Source organism: Geodermatophilus sp. SYSU D00684 (genome assembly GCF_054050455.1).
The window spans coordinates 19132-37125 of the sequence record NZ_JBJGZI010000038.1 but is presented as its reverse complement, the minus strand read 5'-3'; the positions used below and the strand labels follow the sequence as shown (position 1 = coordinate 37125).

Here is a 17994-nt window from a genome sequence, read left to right as displayed (position 1 = left end):
GCGCGGATGGGCCGCTCCCAGCGGCGCGAGCAGCTGGTGGCGGTCGGCCGGGAGGTGTTCGCCCAGCGCGGCTACGCGGCCACCTCGATCGAGGAGCTGGCCGCCCGCGCGGACGTGAGCAAGCCGGTGCTCTACGAGCACTTCGGCGGCAAGGAGGGGCTCTACACCGCCGTCGTCGACCGGGAGATGGCCCGGGTGCTCGAGCGGTTCACCTCCGCCCTGGCCGCCGGCGGCAGCCCGCGGGCGCTGCTGGAGCGGGCGGCGCTGGCGCTGCTGGACTACGTCGAGGAGGACACCGACGGGTTCCGCGTGCTCTCCCGCGACTCCCCCGGCTCGTACTCGTCGCTGATCGGGGAGCTGGCCCGCCGGGTCGAGCACCTGCTCGCCGAGCAGTTCGGCGCGCGCGGCCACGACCCGCGGCTGGCCGCGCTCTACAGCCAGGCGCTGGTCGGGATGGTCGCGCAGGTGGGCCACTGGTGGCTGGAGACCCGCTCGCCGGGGAAGGCCGAGGTGGCCGCCCGGCTGGTGGACCTCGCCTACAACGGGCTCGCGCACCTGGACCCCGACCCCGCGCTGCGGCACCGGGACGGCTGAGCTCAGCCGACCAGGCGGGCCCCCGGCACCGGCCCGTGCACCACCCGGACGGTGCGGAACAGGCCCTCCCCCGCCAGGACGGCGGCCAGCCGCACCGCCGCGTCCTCGTCGGCGGCCAGCGCGGCCACGGTCGGGCCCGACCCGCTGACCACCGCGGCGGCGGCGCCGGCGTCGACGGCCCCCCGCAGGGCGCGGCGCAGCGCCGGGCGCAGCGAGACGGCGGGCGCCTGCAGGTCGTTGGCGAGGGCCCCGGCGAGGGCGGCCACCGGGCCGCTGCGCAGGGCGGCGACCACCGGCTCGGGCGAGGGGAACACGGCGCCGGAGGGCACCCGGCCCTCGGCGCGCAGCCGGTCCAGCTCGGCGTAGACGGCCGGCGTCGACAGCCCGCCCTCGGCGATGCCGAGCACCCAGTGCGACGGCCGCCGGGCGAGGACGGGGGTGAGCCGCTCGCCGCGGCCGCTGCCCAGCGCGACCCCGCCGGCCAGCGAGAACGGCACGTCGCTGCCCAGCTGCGCGGCCAGCGCGGTGAGGTCGCCACGGGTGGCGCGGGTGCCCCACAGCGCGTCGAGGGCGACCAGCGCGGCCGCGGCGTCGGCGCTGCCGCCGGCCAGCCCCGCGGCGGCCGGGATGGCCTTGTCCACGGCGATGGCGGCGTCGGCGGCGACCCCGGCGTGCTCGGCGAGCAGCTCGGCGGCCCGCCAGACGAGGTTGCGCCGGTCGGTGGGCACCGGGTCGGGGCCGTCGGCGCCCTCGCCGGTCACCGTCACCGACAGCCCCTCGCCGGGGCGCACGGTCACCGTGTCCAGCAGGGAGACCGCGAGGTAGACCGTCTGCAGGTCGTGGAAGCCGTCCTCGCGCAGCGGGCCGACCGCCAGCGACACGTTGACCTTGGCGGGGGCGTGCGCGGCCACGGAGCCGTCGCCGCGGGTGTGGCCGGGGCCGCCCGGGGAGGACCAGCTCACGGCGCGGTCGCCGCCAGCCGTGCGAAGTCGGCCACCGACAGCTGCTCGCCGCGGGTCGCCGGGTCGATGCCCGCCGCCCGCAGCCGGGCCTCGGCGGCGGCCGGGCTGCCGGCCCAGCGGGCCAGCGCCGCGCGCAGGCCCTTGCGGCGCATCGCGAACGCGGCGTCGACGACGGCGAAGGTGGCGGCGCGGTCGCCGGGCGGCGGGTCGTGCCGGTCGAGGGCGACCAGCCCGGAGTCCACGTTGGGCTCGGGCCAGAAGACGCGGCGGCCGACGTTGCCGGCCCGGCGGGCGGTGCCGTACCAGGCGGCCTTCACCGACGGCACGCCGTAGGCGGCGCCGCCCGGCGGGGCCGCCAGCCGCTCGGCCACCTCGGCCTGGACGAGCACCAGCGCCCGGCGCAGCGAGGGCAGCAGCTCGAGCAGGTGCAGCAGGACGGGCACGGCCACGTTGTACGGCAGGTTGGCCACCAGCGCCGTCGGGGCCGGCCCGGGCAGCTCGGTCACCCGCAGGGCGTCGGCCTCGACGACGGTCAGCCGGCCGGCGAGGTCGGGCCGGCGGGCGGCCACCGTGGCCGGCAGCAGTGCGGCCAGCCGCGGGTCGATCTCGACGGCGGTGACCGCGGCGGCGGCCGGCAGCAGGCCGAGGGTCAGCGAGCCCAGGCCCGGCCCGACCTCGAGGACGACGTCGTCGGGGCGCAGCTCCGCGGTGCGCACGATCCGGCGGATGGTGTTCGCGTCGTGCAGGAAGTTCTGCCCGAGCGTCTTGGTCGGGCGCAGGTCGAGCTGCTGGGCCAGCTCGCGGATCGCGGCCGGGCCCAGCAGCCCGTCGGCCTGCTCGGGAGATGTGCTCAGCGGGGTGTTCTCCGGGTGGTTCAGAGGTAGCGACCGCAGTGCGGCCAGGGCGAGGCGCCACGGGCGGCGTAGAGCCGCTCCCCGATGTCGATCTGCTGCTCGCGAGTGGCCTGGTGCGGGTACTGGGCGTACTCGCCGCCGCCGTTGGCCAGCCAGGTGCTCTGGTTGAACTGCAGGCCGCCGTAGTAGCCGTTGCCGGTGTTGATGGACCAGTTGCCGCCGGCCTCGCACCGCGCCAGCGCGTCCCAGTCCAGCCCGCTGGTGGAGGGCTCCGGCGCCGGGCGCTCCTTCGTGCCGACGCTGACCAGCTCGTCGACCGCCGGGCGGGTGACCGTGGTGTTCAGCTGCTCGCGGCCGGTCTCGACGCCGTCGGTGACGGTCACGCGGAAGGTGGTGGCCTGCTCGCCGTCGACGCCGGGCTGGGCGACGGTCTCGTCGCCCTCGAAGGCGTTCGGGTCGTCGGTGCGGACCGTCTGGTGCGGGATCGGGGTGGTGACCACCTGCTCGGTCACCTGCACACGGTAGACCTGCAGCCGCATGGCGTTGAGCAGCGGCTGGGTCGCGAACAGGCTGGTCCGGTCGTGCGCGCCGAGGGTCACGCCCTGCTCGGCGAGCAGGTCGCCGGCGGTGGCCGCGGTGGTGGTCACCACGCGGGTGGCGCCGTCGACGACGAGCGTGACGGCCTTCGGGGTGGTGATCGACAGCGCCATGCCGTCGAGCGGGAGCCGCTCGCTGCGGCTGGCCGACAGCACCATGTCCTCGGCGCGGTAGCCGAGCTGGTCGAGCGCCTCGTCCACGGACAGGGCGGTCACGTAGACCTCGCGGGTGACGCCGTCGACGGTGAGCTGCAGCGGGCGGGCGCGGTTGACCACGACCGTGTCGCCGTCGGCCACCGCGGCCGCGGGGCGCGGGAGGACGACGTCGTGCGACTGCGTCTGCAGGCCCTCCTCCTCGAGGACCTCCCCGACGGTGTCGGCGTAGGTGCTGACCTCGCGGGCCTGCCCGTCGACGGTGAGCGTGAGCGACTTCTGCGCGGCGAACCAGGCCACGGAGCCGCCGACCAGCCCGAGCAGGACCAGGGCGAACAGGGCGAGCTTCAGCGTTCGGGGCACGACACTTCCACGGGGTCGAGGGACCGGGCAGGGGGTCGCACACCCGAGCGGCAGCCGACAGCGCGGGGGTTCCCGGGACCGTCGGACGCCGTCCGGCGATCCCACCCCGGCTGTCAGTCACGACACGATAACGAGTGCGCCACGTCTAGCAACGGTGCGCAGGAAGTGAACCAGAGGGACGACACGTCGACATGGAGCCGCGCCGACACGAACGGTGAGGGACGCGCCGCATGTGACAGCGGTGACGGATGCGGTGCGTGAGATCAGACGGTGACCGACGTCACGGTGTGGCCGGCGCCCCGGCCGGGCAGCGGAGCGGGCTTCAGCCGGCCAGCGCCCGCTCGTTCGCCCGCGCCGGGCGCAGCCAGGTGACCAGGAAGCCGGCGACGGCGAGGCCCGCGGCCAGGCTGGCGAAGCCGCCGGCGACCAGCGCGACCGGCAGCAGGTCGACGTTCTCGGTCACCCGGTCGCCGAGGTCGATGCCGGCGACCAGCAGCAGCGTGCCGAGGGGCAGCAGCGCGAGCACGCTGGTCGCCGCGGTGACCAGGTGCGCGGTCCAGGTGCGCAGCGCCTCGTCGACCGGCACGTCGGCGCCCTCGGCCGGCAGCGGGCGGACGAGGACGCGCAGCAGCGCCGTCTCGGCCAGCAGCCACGCCACGAGCGGGACCAGGAGCGCGACCCAGGCGACGGTGCCGGCGAGCTCGCCGCGCTGCCACATCAGGACGGTCACGAGGACCTCCGCGAGCACGACGGCGCGCGTGGTCCACAGCAGCCACGGCGAGACCTGCTCGCCGCGCCGCGGCCGGCGGGCGGGGTCGGACAGCCGCCAGCGCGGCCGCGGGCGGGTCGCCTCCGCGAGCACCACGCCGGCGAGCAGGCCGACGACGAGGGCGGGCAGCCAGAGGAACACCGACGCCTCGGCGAACATCACGACGCTGGCGACGATCCCCACGACGCCGAGCAGCAGCCCCAGCCGGCGCACGCGGCGGCCGTGCTGGGCCTGCCGCTGCAGCGCGGCCAGGCCCTCGGGCGTGGGCGTGGTGAAGTCGATCGCCGCCGACGCGACGGCACGGCGACCCGCGGCCAGGGCCCACGCGCGGGCGAGCAGCACGCCGGGCACCAGGACGGCGATGAACAGCACGACGGCGATGAGGCGACCCACGCAGACCAGTGTGCAACGCCGACGCGGTCAGTCGAGCCGGTCGGTCCCCCAGGTCCCGAAGACCCGCTCGGCGTTCCGGGTCAGGGCGTCGCACAGCTGCGCGACCTCCACGCCGGTGACCTCGGCCAACGCCCGGACGGTGTGCGGCACCAGACGCGAGGCGTTGGGCCGGCCGCGGTGCGGCACCGGCGTCAAGAAGGGCGAGTCGGTCTCGACGAGCAGCTGGTCCAGCGGCGTGAGCGCGGCGGCCTCGCGGAGGTAGCCGGCGTTGCCGAAGGTCAGCGTCCCGGCGAAGGACAGCACGAAGCCGCGCTCGACGCAGGCCTTCGCGAACGCGGCGTCGCCGGAGAAGCAGTGCATGACCACGTGCTCCGGCGCGCCCTCGTCGTCGACGACCCGCAGCACCTCGTCGTGCGCGTCGCGGTCGTGGACGACCAGCGCGACGCCGTGCTCCTTCGCGATGCGCAGGTGCGCCCGGAACGACGCCTCCTGCGCCGCCCAGCCCTCGGGCCCGGTGCGGAAGCGGTCCAGCCCGGTCTCCCCCACCGCGCGCACCCGCGGCAGCGCCGCCAGCCGGTCGATCTCGGCCAGCGCGTCGTCGTCGGCGGCGCCCTCCCCGGCCTCGTTGGGGTGGACGGCGACGGCGGCCAGCACGCCCGGGTGCCGCGCCGCCAGCTCCGCCGACCACCGCGAGGAGGGCACGTCGACGCCCACCTGCACCAGCCGCGGCACCCCCACCGCGGCCGCGGCGGCGATCTCGGCGTCCACCGCGTCGTCGTCCGCGGGCTCGTCGGTGCGGAAGCCGTTCAGGACGATGTCGAGGTGGGTGTGGCTGTCGACCACGGGGGCCGGCAGCGGCTCCGGGGACGGCGGCGGCTCGCCCCGCCGGTTGGCGCGGGACGCGGCCGAGCGGCTCACTGCCCGGCCCGTGCGGCAGAGATGGCCATTTCTGCCGTCACGAGGCGTCGCCCTCCAGGCGGGCCAGCTCCTCCGCGACGACGGACTCGTCGAGCTTGCGGAACACCGGGGTGGGCGGGGACAGCGGCGTGCCCGACGGCAGCGGGCGCGAGGCCCACACCGCCTGCGCGTCGCCGTAGTCGCCGGTGATGACCGGGTACGGCGAGCCGTCGTCGAGGTCGGTGACCTCCTCGATGCGCGGCGCCGGCGACCAGACGCCGGTGCCGCCGAGCAGCTCGTGCACCTTCTGCGCCGAGTGCGGGAGGAACGGCGTAAGCAGCGCGTTGCAGTCGCTGACCGCCTGCAGCGCGGTGTGCAGCACGGTGTCCCGGCGGGCCGGGTCCTCCTTGAGCTTCCACGGCGCCTGGTCGGACAGGTACTTGTTCGCCTCGCCGACCACCCGCATCGCCTCGGTGGCCGCCGCCTTCTGCCGGTTGCGGGCCAGCAGGTCGCCGATCGGCCCGAACGCCGACGACGTCGAGGCCAGCAGCGCGCGGTCGGCGTCGGTCAGCTCCCCCGGCGTCGGGACGGCGCCGACGTTCTTCGCCGCCATCGACACCGTCCGGTTGACCAGGTTGCCCCAGCCGGCGACGAGCTCGTCGTTGTTGCGCCGGAGGAACTCCGCCCAGGTGAAGTCGGTGTCCTGGGTCTCGGGGCCTGCGACGGCGACGAAGTAGCGCAGCGCGTCGGGGTCGTAGCGGGCGAGGAAGTCGCGGACGTAGATGACCACCTGGCGGCTGCTCGAGAACTTGCGGCCCTCCATGGTGAGGAACTCGCTGGAGACCACCTCGGTGGGCAGGGCCAGCCGGCCCAGCGAGCCGGGGCTGCCGCCCCTGTCGCCCTCGCCGTTGTAGCCCTGCAGCTGCGCGGGCCAGATCTCGGCGTGGAAGACGATGTTGTCCTTGCCCATGAAGTAGTAGGCGTCGGCGTCGGGCGACTGCCACCACTGGCGCCAGGCGTCGGCGTCGCCGGACCGGCGGGCCCACTCGATCGACGCCGACAGGTAGCCGACGACGGCGTCGAACCAGACGTAGATGCGCTTGTCGGGCCGGTCCCGCCAGCCGTCGAGCGGGATCGGCACACCCCAGTCGATGTCACGGGTGTAGCTGCGCGGCTTGAGGTCCTCGAGCAGGTTCTTGGCGAAGTTGAGCACGTTGGGCCGCCAGCCCCGGCGGCTGTCCAGCCAGTCGCCGAGGGACCGGGTGAACGCGGGCAGGTCGAGGAAGTAGTGCTCGCTCTCGACGAAGCGCGGCGTCTCGCCGTTGATCCGGCTGACCGGGTTGATCAGGTCGGTGGGGTCGAGCTGGTTGCCGCAGTTGTCGCACTGGTCGCCGCGGGCGCCGTCGTAGCCGCAGATCGGGCAGGTGCCCTCGATGTAGCGGTCCGGCAGCGTGCGGCCGGTGGACGGGCTGATCGCGCCGAGCGTCGTCTGCGGGAAGACGTACCCGTTCTTGAGCAGGCCGAGGAAGATCTCCTGGCTGACCCGGGCGTGGTTGACCGTGGTGGTGCGGGTGAACAGGTCGTAGGACAGGCCGAGGGCCTGCAGGTCGTTCACGATCAGCCGGTTGTTCCGGTCGGCGATCTCCCGCGGGCTCACCCCCTCCGCGTCGGCGGCGACGGTGATCGGCGTGCCGTGCTCGTCGGTGCCGCTGACCATGAGGACGCGGTCCCCGGCCATGCGGTGGTAGCGGCTGAAGACGTCGGAGGGGACGCCGAAGCCGGAGACGTGGCCGATGTGCCGCGGGCCGTTGGCGTAGGGCCAGGCCACGGCGGTCAGGATGTGCCGATCACTCACGACACCGAGGGTAGTGAGCGGCCGCTCCCCGCCTCGTCAGTGACCGGCGACGGTGCTCGCGGGCGGGAGTTCGCCGGCGACGGGCGTGGTCAGCGCGAGGGCGCCGAGGGCGACCCCGATCACCGCGACGGTGGCCAGGCGCGTCCGCGGGTGCCGGGTCGCGGCGGCCGGGCGGGGGCGCGGCGGGACCGCGACGGACCAGGCGAGGGTGGCCGGCGCCGAGGTGAGCAGCAGCTTGCCGACCGGCACCGCCAGCGCCAGCAGCGCGACGGCCGGCAACGGCAGCGTCGTCGGCAGGTCGCCGACCAGCGGGGTGACCAGGCTCACGGCGAACAGGCCCGCCACGCCCACGATCTCCGCGCAGGCCAGGCCGTTCGCGAGCCGCCGTCCGCCGTCGAGGGCCGCCAGGCCGCCGCCCGCGCACAGCACGATCCAGCCGGCCAGCCCGACGAGCACCGCGACGACGACCGGCGCGGGCGGCCGCGACGCCACGGCGAACAGCCCGTCGAGCCCGGTCAGCCCGGCCGCGAGCAGCGCCGCGGCCTCCAGCCCGCAGACGGCGGCCAGCGCGAGCACGGCCGCCGGCCACCGCCGGGGCGTGGACGGTGCGGGTGCGGGGAGGGGTGCGTCGAGGACGCTGGTCGCCACGGGTCTGCTCCTGGCCGGGGACGTCGGTCACCGGTCAGGTCGTCCCGCGCGGGCCGGCGCAGGAGGGACGGCGGGGCGCCCCTCACCCCCAGGGGTGAGCCGTCAGAGGCGCTTGCCGGTCCCCGCCCGTGCCGAGCCGGTGGCGAAGCGGCTGCGCTGTCGTCCGTAGATGAAGTACATGAGCACGCCGACGGCCATCCAGACGAGGAACCGCAGCCAGGTCTCGGTGGGCAGGTTCGCCATGAGCCACAGGCTGGCCAGCGCCGAGACGATCGGCAGCAGCGGCACCAGCGGCACGCGGAACGAGCGGGGCAGCTCCGGGCGGGTGCGCCGCAGGATCCACACGCCGATGGAGACGAGGAAGAAGGCGAAGAGGGTCCCGATGTTCACCAGCTCGGCCAGCTCGGACAGCGGCACCAGCCCGGCCAGGACGGCGACGACGATCCCGGTGCCGATGGTGATCTTGTAGGGCGTGCCGTACCGCGGGTGCACGGTCCCGATCGACCGCGGGAGCAGTGCGTCGCGGCTCATCGCGAACAGCACCCGCGACTGGCCCAGCATCAGGATCATCACCACGGACGTGAGTCCGGCGAGCGCACCCAGCGAGATGATGCTCGAGAAGAAGGTGAGCCCGTTCGCGGCGAACGCCCCGGCGAGCGGCGCGCTCTCGCTGAGCTCCGTGTAGTTCTGCATGCCCACGACCACCAGCGAGACGGCGACGTAGAGCAGTGTGCAGACGGCCAGCGAGCCGATGATGCCGCGGGGCAGGTCACGGGCCGGGTTGCGGGTCTCCTCGGCCGCGGTGGCCACGATGTCGAAGCCGATGAAGGCGAAGAACACGATCGCCGCGCCGGCCAGGACGCCGCCCCAGCCGAAGGTGCCCTGGCTGAAGCCGGTGAGCACCGAGATCAGCGGGGTGTCCAGCCAGGTCTCGCCACCGTCGGCCGCGTTCTCGGCGGGCGGCACGAACGGCGAGTAGTTGTCGGCGACGAGGTAGAACGCGCCGACCACGATCACCAGCAGGACGACGGCCAGCTTGATGGCCACGATCACCGCGGTGACCCGCGAGGACAGCTTGATCCCGAGCACCAGGACGGCGGTCATCGCCAGCACGATCACGATCGCCGGGACGTTGAACGACGCCGTCTCGCCCGCGATCGACGTCGGGAGCGCCAGGCCGACGTCGTCCAGCAGCTGGTTGAGGTAGCCCGACCAGCCCACGGCGACCGTGGCCGCCCCCAGCGCCAGCTCGAGGACCAGGTCCCAGCCGATGATCCACGCGACGAACTCGCCGAAGGTCGCGTAGGAGAACGTGTACGCCGAGCCGGCCACCGGGACGGTGGAGGCGAACTCGGCGTAGCAGAGCGCGGCCAGCCCGCACACGACACCGGCGATGACGAAGGAGATCGCCACCGCGGGCCCGGCCTGGTTGCGGGCGACCACACCGGTGAGCACGAAGATGCCCGTGCCGATGATCACCCCGACGCCGAAGACCGCCAGGTCCAGGCCCGAGAGGTTCTTCTTGAGCCGGTGTTCGGGTTCGTCGGTGTCGCGGATGGACTCCTCGACGGACTTGACCCGGCGCGACCCTGCGGCCACGGCGTCCTCCTCGGTCGGTCCCGGCAGCGGCCTCACGGGCAGCGTGGCACGAGGGGCGCGAGCCCGCACGCCTACGCTGCTGACGCCCCGCCGCGGCGGCGGGACGGGAGGAGGCGCACCGGTGACCGACCAGCGGGCGGGCGCCCCTCCCGGGCCGTTCGTGCCGACCACCCGGCCGCGACCGGCCGGGGCGCCACGGCCGGCGTCGACGCGGGCGGCGGGCGTCGACGCGATCGTCGACTGCGCCGTCTACGTCGAGGGGCGCCGGGAGCCGCCGGTGGACCCGATGGTGGCGCTGGAGGCCGCCGTCGAGCGGGACGGCTTCGTCTGGCTGGGGCTGTTCGAGCCGACCGAGGCCGAGTTGGGCGCGATCGCCGAGCGCTACGGGCTGCACCCGCTCGCCGTCGAGGACGCCGTCTACGCCCACCAGCGGCCCAAGCTCGAGCGCTACGACGACGACCTGTTCATGGTGCTCAAGACGGCGCGGTACGTGGAGCACGAGCAGCTGACCGCGACCAGCGAGGTGGTCGACACCGGCGAGGTCATGGTGTTCCTCGGCCCGCACCACGTGATCACCGTGCGGCACGGCGACCACAACGACCTGACCGAGCTGCGGCACCGGCTGGAGGAGCAGCGCGACCTGCTGTGCCTGGGCCCGTCGGCGGTGCTGTACGCGGTGGCCGACCACGTCGTCGACACCTTCGTCGACGTCGCCGAGCAGGTGCAGGACGACGTCGACGAGCTGGAGGCGTCGGTGTTCAGCCCCGACCGCACCGACGACATCGGCCGGCTGTACCAGCTCAAGCGCGAGCTCATGTCGCTGCGGCGGGCGGTCGGGCCGCTGGAGGTGCCGCTGCAGAAGCTGGCCGAGCGGCAGGTCGACTCGGTGCCGCACCCGATGCGGTCCTACTTCCGCGACGTCCTCGACCACGCGATCCGGGTGCGCGACCAGGTGGCCGGGCTCGACGAGCTGCTGTCGTCGATCCTGCAGGCCTCGCTCGCGCGCACGTCGATGGCCGACAACGAGGACATGCGCAGGATCTCGGCGTGGGCGGCGATCGTCGCGGTGCCGACCGCGATCGCCGGGATCTACGGGATGAACTTCGAGCACATGCCCGAGCTGCACTGGCGCTGGGGCTACGCGATGGTCTGGCTGGTCATCCTCGTGACCTGCTCGCTGCTCTACCGCGGCTTCAAGCGCAACGGCTGGCTCTGACCCGCCCGGCGGCCGGCCGAGAGTGCACTGATCGGGGTCACGGGCGCCCCGATGACCCCGTCCGGCGCACTCTCGCGGCCGCGAGCGCCCCCCGATGCGGGCGAGGAGCTCGTCGGGGCGGTGGAGGTCCTCGGCGGTCACGAAGACGACGGTCCACCCCGCTGCCTGCAGGGCGTTGAGCCGCCGCCGGCCGCGGGCGAACTGACCGGGCTCGGCGTGCCAGCGGCCGTCGTACTCGACCGCGACCCGGAGCTCGGGCCAGGCGAGGTCGACGCGCGCGACGAACCGCCCGTCCACGCGCACGGAGTACTGCGGGACGGGCACCGGCAGACCGCTCCGGACGACCAGCAACCGGACCCGCGTCTCCTGCGGGGACTCCGCCCGCTCGTCCGCCAGGGCGCACACCGCCCGCGCCCGCGCGCTGCCCCGGCCGGTCGCCACCGCCGCCGTGCCGCGGAAGGGCCGACCGACGAGGTCGGGTGGCTGCACCGGCGGACGGGACACGGCCGCACGGTGCCGCACCCGGGGACCCGCTCGCCGGCGTCGTCCACAGGCCGCCGCGACCGTGCGCTCGTCGGGGTCTCAGGACCTCCCGTGACCCCGGCGGGCGCACACTCGCGCCCCGCGGCCTCAGGGTTTGGCGGCGACGACGGCGTCGTAGACGGTGCGGCGGGGCAGGCCGGTGCGGGTGACGACGGCGCGGATGGCGTCCTTGCGCGTGGCGCCCGCCGCCTCCTCCCCCGCCACCAGCGCGGCCAGCTCGGCGGGCGACAGCGACACCGGCTCCGGCGTGGCCCCCGCGACGACGAGGGTGATCTCCCCGCGCACGCCGTCGGCGGCCCACGAGGCCAGCGCGGACAGCGGCCCCCGCCGGACCTCCTCGTGCGTCTTGGTCAGCTCCCGGCACACCGCGGCCTCCCGCGCGTCCCCGAACGCGGCCGCGCAGTCGGCGAGCGCCTCGGCCAGCCGGTGCGGCGACTCGAAGAAGACCATCGTGCGGCGCTCGTCGGCGAGCGAGGCCAGCCGGGACCGGCGCTCCCCCGCCTTCCGCGGCAGGAACCCCTCGAAGCAGAACCGGTCGACCGGCAGGCCCGAGACCGCCAGCGCCGTCGTCACCGCGGACGGCCCGGGCACCGAGGTGACCTCGACGCCGGCGTCGATCGCCGCCCGCACCAGCGTGTAGCCGGGGTCGGAGACCGAGGGCATGCCGGCGTCGGTGAGCAGCAGGACGGTCGCGCCGTCGGCCAGCGCCGCCATCAGCCCAGGGAGCCGCTGCCGCTCGACCGACTCGTGGAAGGTGACCACCCGGCCGGTCAGCGCGACCTCGAGGTCGGTGGCCAGCCGGTGCAGCCGCCGGGTGTCCTCCACCGCCAGGACGTCGGCCGACGCCATCGCCTGCCGCAGCCGCGGGCCGACGTCGCCGGGCTGGCCGAGGGGCGCACCACCGAGCACGAGCCGTCCGGTCACGGTGACGAGCCTGTCACGCCGGGGCGCACCGCCGTCCCACATACCCTGAGGCGCATGGCGGTCCTGGCTCCCGAGCGCACGGGCGCCGGGGACCAGCCGGACGACGCCCCCGCCCGTCCCCCGCGCCGCTGGCCGGCGCCCCGGCCGCGGGTGGACCGGATCCCGCCGCTGCCCGGCGACCGGCTGCTCTCGTGGGTCCTGGCCGCGGTGCTCGGCGTCGCCGCGCTGGCCGGCCGGCTGGTCGGCATCAGCTACCCCGACACGCTGCTGTTCGACGAGGCCTACTACCCGCCCGAGGCGCACGACCTGCTGGTCTGGGGCCACGAGTACAACCGCGGCTACACGTTCATCGTCCACCCGCCGCTGGGCAAGTGGCTCATCGCCGCCGGCGAGCAGGTGTTCGGCTACACGAGCCTGGGCTGGCGGTTCCCCTCGGCGGTGGCCGGGGCGCTCGCCGTCGTCCTGCTCACCCGGCTGGCCCGGCGGCTGACCGGGTCCACGCTGCTCGGCCTGGTCGCCGGCCTGCTGCTGGCGCTGGACGGCTTCGCGTTCACCGTCTCCCGGATCGGCCTGCTCGACGTCTTCCTGCAGCTGTTCGTGCTGGCCGCCGTCGCCTGCCTGGTGGTCGACCGGGAGCGGGTCCGCGCCCGCATCGCCGGCTCCCGGCCGGTCCCCGCCACCGGCTTCCGCCTCGGCCCGCGGGGCTGGCGGATCGCCGCCGGCCTGCTGTTCGGCTGCGCCTGCTCGGTGAAGTGGAGCGGCATCTGGTTCCTGGCGTTCTGCGCCGTGCTGTCCCTGTGGTGGGACCGGCAGGCCTGGCGGGAGGCCGGGGCCCCGAGGCCGACGGCGACGGCGCTGCGCCGCGGCCTGCCCGGCGCCATCTGGGCGCTGGCCGCCGTGCCGGTGCTCACCTACGTCGCGAGCTTCGCCGGGTGGTTCCTCGGCGAGACGGCGCAGGGGCGCTGGTGGGCGCAGCGCAACCCGGAGACGGCGTTCCCGTGGGTCCCCGACGCGCTGCGCTCCTGGTGGCACATGCACGCCGAGTGGTGGACCTTCCACAACGGCCTGTCCACGCCGCACCCGTGGGAGTCGGGGCCCTGGACCTGGCTGGTGAACGGCCGGCCGATCCTGCTGTGGAACCCGCAGGGGCTCACCGACGCCGCGGGCGACCAGGTGGTCCGCTACATCCTCATGGTCGGGACGCCGACGCTGTGGCTGGCGTTCGCGCCCGCGCTGGCCTGGACCGCCTGGCGGATCGTCGCCCGCCGCGACCCGGCCGCGCTGCTGGTCGCCGTCACGGTCGCCGCCGGCTGGGGCACCTGGTTCCTCAACCCCGAGCGCACGATGTTCGTCTTCTACATGGCGCCGGTGCTGCCGTTCTTCGTGCTGGCCGTGACCTTGGTGCTGCAGGACGTCCTCGGCCGCCCGGGCGCTCCGGAGTGGCGGCGCAGCGCCGGCCTGGCCGCGGTCAGCGGCTACGTCGCCGTGGTGGCCGGCACCTTCGTCTTCTTCTACCCGGTGCTCGCCGGGCGCCCGCTGTCGCACGCCGACTGGCTGCTGCGCATGTGGTTCCCCTCCTGGTTCTGAGGGGCCGCCGTTCTGCGGACCCGGGGGCTCACCGCGGCCCCCGGGTCCGCGCGTTGACACGTGCAGGTGGATACCTGCACGATTGGCGGCGTGCAGCCCGGGCGCGAGGACGCCGTCTTCAAGGCGCTGGCCGACCGCACCCGGCGGCTCCTGCTGGACCGCCTGCGGGAGCGTGACGGCCAGACGCTCGGCGAGCTGTGCGCGGACACCGGCATGGCGCGCCAGTCGGCCACGCAGCACCTCGACGTCCTCGTCGCCGCGGGGCTGGTCACCGCCGTCCGCCGCGGCCGGGAGCGGCTGCACTTCCTCAACCCGGTCCCGATCGCCGAGATCGAGCAGCGGTGGATCGCGGCGTTCGACCGGCCGCGCCTGCAGGCGCTGTCCGCCATCCGCACCGCAGCAGAGGAGCACGCCATGAGCGAGCGGGTCCCCGCCTACGTCTACGTCACGTACATCCGTGCCTCGGCCGCGCAGGTCTGGCACGCGCTGACCGACGCCGACCTCACGGCCCGCTTCTGGGGCCACGCGAACGTCTCGGACTGGCGGCCGGGCTCGCGCTGGGAGCACCGGCGCACCGACGGGTCGGGCGTCGCCGACGCCGGCGGCCGGGTGCTCGAGACCGACCCGCCCCGGCGCCTGGTGGTCACCTTCGGGGAGGCCGACGGCGAGGAGCCCCCGGGCGGGGACTCGGTCGTGACGTTCCTCGTCGAGGAGCACGGCGGCATCGTCCGGCTGACGGTGACGCACGAGAACCTGGCCGGCGAGACCGAGCTGGGCCAGGTGTCGCAGGGCTGGCCCGCCGTGTGCGCCAACCTCAAGTCGCTGCTGGAGACCGGCGAGGTGCTGCCGGAGGCGCCGTGGGAGATGGCGCCGACCCCGGCCTGACCGGCGTCCGGGGTCCCGGAACGGCGGACGCCGCCGGGGCGGGTGCCCCGACGGCGTCGGCGGTGGTGCGGTCTGGGTGGAGCTGAGGGGATTTGAACCCCTGACCCCCTCGATGCGAACGAGGTGCGCTACCGGACTGCGCTACAGCCCCTGACTGCGGGCCCAAGACTACCGCCCGCGACCCCGGGCGCCACCAGCGGGGTGGCACCCGGGGTGTCGCGGTCTAGCCGTTCACCACGCGCGGCTGGTACAGGTCGATGTCGGCGAAGCCGATGTCGTCGTCGTCCAGGCCGACGACGGCGCTGTCCTGCCAGCCGGCCGGCACCGGGCGGGCGGCCACCACGCGGGCCGGGCGCAGGGGGTGCACCGGCGCGAGCGGCAGGCTCGGGTGCGGCAGGCCGACGGTCGGGTGCACGGGCTCGTCGTCGGCGAGCACCGGCTCGGCGACCAGCGGCTCGGCCACCCGGGGCGCCGGCTGCGGCGCGGGGCGGGCGGCCGGCCGCGCGGTCGAGCGGGCGGCGGCGCGGGCGGTCCGGCGGGCGGCGGCCCGCTCCCGGCGCGCGGCGGCCCGCAGCACCACCAGGTAGCCGACCAGCGCGACGTCGAGCAGCCCCTGGGCCACCCACAGCCACGGGGTGAGGGTCAGCGCGCCGACCAGCGCCAGCAGCGTCAGCGCCAGCAGCCCGGCCAGCGTGCGCCGCCGGACGGCGTGCACGTCGATCCGCAGCTCGCCGGTCTGCCGCAGCAGGTCGCGGTCCACCGCGACCCGCTCGGTCTCCGCCGAGCGGACCGGGTCACCCACGCGCCGGCGCTGCAGCGTCCGGCCCCGGGTGACCTCCGCGCGGGTCGAAGGAGAGTCACCGCGGGTCACCACCATCGGCACCAGCACGACGAACCACAGCACGACCAGCGCGGCGAGAAGCACGCCTGACCCCATCGAGAACACCACCCGTCACACGAGTCACTTGCCGCGGCAGGTTATGCACGCGAATCCCCAGGTAGAGGGATGTTCCTGGGCGTGTCGCGCGAGTGGTCGTGTGACGGAAGGGGTTTGCCAAGCGGCGTGTCGACACGTAGTCGACTGCTCACGAAGCGTGAACGTGATAGAGATCCGTCAGCGGGGTGTGTGGGAGGCCCAGAGCCGGAGCACGCCGCGCGGCACGTCCTCGGCCAGCAGCGCGTAGGCGAGGTGGTCGCGCCAGTCGCCGTCGATGTCGAGGTACCGGCGCAGCAGCCCCTCGCGGCGGAAGCCGAGCCGCTCGACCAGCCGCCGGCTCGGCCCGTTCTCCGGGCGGATGTCGGCCTGCAGCCGGTGCAGCCCGCCGGGGCCGAACGCGTGGTCGCACACCAGCGCCACGGCGAGCGAAGCCATCCCCCGCCCGGCCACGTCCCGGTCGATCCAGTAGCCCAGCGACCCCGACCGCAGCGCGCCGCGCACGATGTTGTCCACGGTGACCTGCCCGGCCAGCCGCCCGTCCACCCGGACGGCGAACGGCAGCGCCGCCCCGGTCCGGGCGCGGCGGGCGACCGAGCGGCGCATCGCGCGGTAGGCCGCCGGCGTGTGCCGCACCGACCAGGCCACCCCCGCCGAGGGCTCCCAGGGCCGCAGCCAGGACTCGTTGGCCAGCCGCAGCCGGCTCCACTCGGCGGCGTCGCCGCGGCGGAGCGGGTGGAGCTCGACCGGGCCGTGGGCCAGGCGGGCGGGCCAGCCCGGGTGCTGCACCGGGTCCAGGTCAGCCGCCCAGCAGCAGGGGCATGACCGTCACGAGCCCGCCCTCGGCGACCTCGGTGACGTCCTCGTCGACGACGACCAGGCAGTTGGCCCGCGCCATCCGGGCCAGCATCGCCTCGTCGCCGTCGCCGAGCGGCTCGACGACGTAGCCGCCGTCGGGGTGGCGCATGACCTGGCCGTGCAGGTACTGCCGGTAGCCCAGCGGCGAGACCAGCCGCTCGGCGGAGATCGCCTGCACGGTGCGGCGGAACAGCTGCCGCTTGCCCAGCATCGAGCGGATCGCCGGGCGCACGAAGACCTCGAAGGACACCAGCGCGGCGACCGGCTCGCCGGGCACGCAGATGACCGGCACCTCGTCCCGGCCCAGCCGGCCGAAGCCCTGCACCGGTCCCGGGTGCATCGTCACCTGACGGAAGCGCATGGGGCCGAGCTCCGCGAGGACCTCCTGCACCATGTCGCCCTCGGCGGCGAAGGTGCCGGCGATGAGCACCAGGTCGCTGCGCAGCAGCTGGCTCTCCAGCACCTCGGTCAGCCGGCGCCGGTCGGTGGGCAGGATCCCCCAGCGGTAGGCGGCCGCGCCGGCGTCGCGGGCGGCCGCGGCCAGGGCGTAGGTGTTGACGTCGACCACCTGGCCGGGCGTGGGCTGGGCGGTGATGTCGACCAGCTCGGTGCCGGCGGACAGGACGGCGACCCGCGGCCGGGGCCGGACGTGCACCCGGTCGCGCCCGACGGCGGCGAGCAGGCTGATCTGCGCCGGGCCGATCGGGGTGCCGGTGCGGACGGCGACGGTGCCGGGCGAGACGTCGTCGCCGGCCCGCCGGACGTAGCCGCCGGCCTCGGGCGCGCCGTGCACCTGCACCCGGACCAGCCCGCGGTCGGTCCACACGGCCGGGACGACGACGTCGGCGCCGGTGGGCAGCATCGCCCCGGCGGCCACCTTCTGCGCCAGCCCGGGCGCGAGCGCGGTCGGGCCCGCCGCGCCGGCGACGGTCTCCCCCACCACGGCCAGCTCCACCGGCGCGTCCGGGGTGGCCGCGGCGACGTCCTCGGCCCGGACGGCGTAGCCGTCCAGCGCGGCCTGGTCGAAGGCGGGCAGCGCGCGGGCGCTGACCACCTCCTCGGCGCAGAGCAGGCCCTGGGCGTCGAGGACGGCGAGCTCGATCGGCTCCGGCTGCGGCACCGCGGCGAGGATCTCGTCCAGGTGCGCCTCGACCGTGCGCAGCACCGGCGTCTCCGGCTCGGCGGCCGCCGGCGGGGCCGGGAGCGCCGCGTCGGGACCGATCGCGGCCGTGGTGTGCACCGCCAGCCGCGGCGACGTCGGGGGGTCGAGGGTGGCCCCGCTGCGGAGGTCCAGCGCCGTGGTGTCCCGCGCCCCGGGCGTGCCGTTCTCGCTCATCGCTGCGATCGTCCCCCCTGCGGGGAGC

At 75.5% G+C, this 17994-nt stretch carries 16 protein-coding genes and 1 tRNA gene; 4 read left to right on the top strand and 13 right to left on the bottom strand.

Going from position 1 to position 17994, the window contains the following annotated elements:
• Nucleotides 1–6: 6 nt before the first annotated feature.
• Nucleotides 7–594: a TetR family transcriptional regulator gene (locus ACI79L_RS21965; RefSeq protein WP_456938831.1), complete on the top strand. Its 588-nt coding sequence runs from the start codon at nucleotides 7–9 to the stop codon at nucleotides 592–594.
• 2 nt (nucleotides 595–596) lie between these two features.
• Here the strand turns inward: ACI79L_RS21965 and ACI79L_RS21960 are convergent, their stop codons facing one another.
• The 8 genes from ACI79L_RS21960 to ACI79L_RS21925 all read right to left on the bottom strand — a co-directional run bounded on the left by ACI79L_RS21960 (nucleotide 597) and on the right by ACI79L_RS21925 (nucleotide 9683).
• A complete protein-coding gene (locus ACI79L_RS21960) occupies nucleotides 597–1556 on the bottom strand; it encodes a 4-(cytidine 5'-diphospho)-2-C-methyl-D-erythritol kinase (protein WP_456938830.1) in 960 nt (319 codons plus the stop codon).
• Nucleotides 1553–2353 (bottom strand): 16S rRNA (adenine(1518)-N(6)/adenine(1519)-N(6))-dimethyltransferase RsmA, encoded by an 801-nt coding sequence (gene rsmA / locus ACI79L_RS21955; RefSeq protein ID WP_456938841.1) that lies wholly within the window; start codon nucleotides 2351–2353, stop codon nucleotides 1553–1555. The genes ACI79L_RS21960 and rsmA overlap by 4 nt, the downstream gene beginning before the upstream one ends.
• Before the next feature lie 77 nt (nucleotides 2354–2430).
• Nucleotides 2431–3522 carry a transglycosylase family protein gene (locus tag ACI79L_RS21950; protein ID WP_456938829.1) on the bottom strand — a complete coding sequence of 364 codons (1092 nt, stop codon included), beginning with the start codon at nucleotides 3520–3522 and terminating at the stop codon, nucleotides 2431–2433.
• 322 nt (nucleotides 3523–3844) lie between these two features.
• The gene (locus ACI79L_RS21945; RefSeq protein ID WP_456938828.1) at nucleotides 3845–4684 is read right to left on the bottom strand and encodes a hypothetical protein; all 840 of its coding nucleotides are present in this window, start codon (nucleotides 4682–4684) and stop codon (nucleotides 3845–3847) included.
• Between the two features lie 27 nt (nucleotides 4685–4711).
• Nucleotides 4712–5602 carry a TatD family hydrolase gene (locus ACI79L_RS21940; RefSeq protein WP_456938827.1) on the bottom strand — a complete coding sequence of 297 codons (891 nt, stop codon included), beginning with the start codon at nucleotides 5600–5602 and terminating at the stop codon, nucleotides 4712–4714.
• 37 nt (nucleotides 5603–5639) lie between these two features.
• Nucleotides 5640–7436 (bottom strand): methionine--tRNA ligase, encoded by a 1797-nt coding sequence (gene metG, locus ACI79L_RS21935; RefSeq protein ID WP_456938826.1) that lies wholly within the window; start codon nucleotides 7434–7436, stop codon nucleotides 5640–5642.
• A gap of 36 nt (nucleotides 7437–7472) precedes the next feature.
• The gene (locus ACI79L_RS21930) at nucleotides 7473–8084 is read right to left on the bottom strand and encodes a hypothetical protein (protein WP_456938825.1); all 612 of its coding nucleotides are present in this window, start codon (nucleotides 8082–8084) and stop codon (nucleotides 7473–7475) included.
• Nucleotides 8085–8186: 102 nt separating this feature from the next.
• Entirely contained in the window at nucleotides 8187–9683 is a 1497-nt protein-coding gene (locus ACI79L_RS21925) for an amino acid permease (protein WP_456938824.1), read from the bottom strand.
• A 121-nt stretch (nucleotides 9684–9804) separates the two neighbouring features.
• Here ACI79L_RS21925 and corA point away from each other — a divergent pair, with 121 nt between their 5' ends.
• Nucleotides 9805–10899: a magnesium/cobalt transporter CorA gene (gene corA, locus ACI79L_RS21920; protein WP_456938823.1), complete on the top strand. Its 1095-nt coding sequence runs from the start codon at nucleotides 9805–9807 to the stop codon at nucleotides 10897–10899.
• A gap of 630 nt (nucleotides 10900–11529) precedes the next feature.
• Here the strand turns inward: corA and rsmI are convergent.
• Nucleotides 11530–12366 carry a 16S rRNA (cytidine(1402)-2'-O)-methyltransferase gene (gene rsmI / locus ACI79L_RS21915; protein WP_456938822.1) on the bottom strand — a complete coding sequence of 279 codons (837 nt, stop codon included), beginning with the start codon at nucleotides 12364–12366 and terminating at the stop codon, nucleotides 11530–11532.
• Between the two features lie 54 nt (nucleotides 12367–12420).
• Between rsmI and ACI79L_RS21910 the strand changes: the two genes are divergently transcribed.
• Both ACI79L_RS21910 and ACI79L_RS21905 read left to right on the top strand, forming a co-directional pair.
• Nucleotides 12421–13953 carry a dolichyl-phosphate-mannose--protein mannosyltransferase gene (locus ACI79L_RS21910; RefSeq protein ID WP_456938821.1) on the top strand — a complete coding sequence of 511 codons (1533 nt, stop codon included), beginning with the start codon at nucleotides 12421–12423 and terminating at the stop codon, nucleotides 13951–13953.
• A 90-nt stretch (nucleotides 13954–14043) separates the two neighbouring features.
• On the top strand, nucleotides 14044–14838 hold the full coding sequence (locus ACI79L_RS21905; protein ID WP_456938820.1) for an ArsR/SmtB family transcription factor: 795 nt from the start codon (nucleotides 14044–14046) through the stop codon (nucleotides 14836–14838).
• Between the two features lie 77 nt (nucleotides 14839–14915).
• Here ACI79L_RS21905 and ACI79L_RS21900 read toward each other — a convergent pair.
• From ACI79L_RS21900 to glp, 4 genes are all read right to left on the bottom strand, one after another.
• A tRNA-Ala gene (locus tag ACI79L_RS21900) sits at nucleotides 14916–14989 on the bottom strand.
• Between the two features lie 72 nt (nucleotides 14990–15061).
• Complete coding sequence (sepX, locus tag ACI79L_RS21895) at nucleotides 15062–15775, bottom strand: divisome protein SepX/GlpR (RefSeq protein WP_456938819.1); 714 nt, start codon at nucleotides 15773–15775, stop codon at nucleotides 15062–15064.
• Between the two features lie 177 nt (nucleotides 15776–15952).
• Complete coding sequence (locus tag ACI79L_RS21890; RefSeq protein WP_456938818.1) at nucleotides 15953–16561, bottom strand: GNAT family N-acetyltransferase; 609 nt, start codon at nucleotides 16559–16561, stop codon at nucleotides 15953–15955.
• A 10-nt stretch (nucleotides 16562–16571) separates the two neighbouring features.
• Nucleotides 16572–17966 (bottom strand): molybdotransferase-like divisome protein Glp, encoded by a 1395-nt coding sequence (gene glp / locus ACI79L_RS21885; RefSeq protein ID WP_456938817.1) that lies wholly within the window; start codon nucleotides 17964–17966, stop codon nucleotides 16572–16574.
• Between the last annotated feature and the right edge of the window lie 28 nt (nucleotides 17967–17994).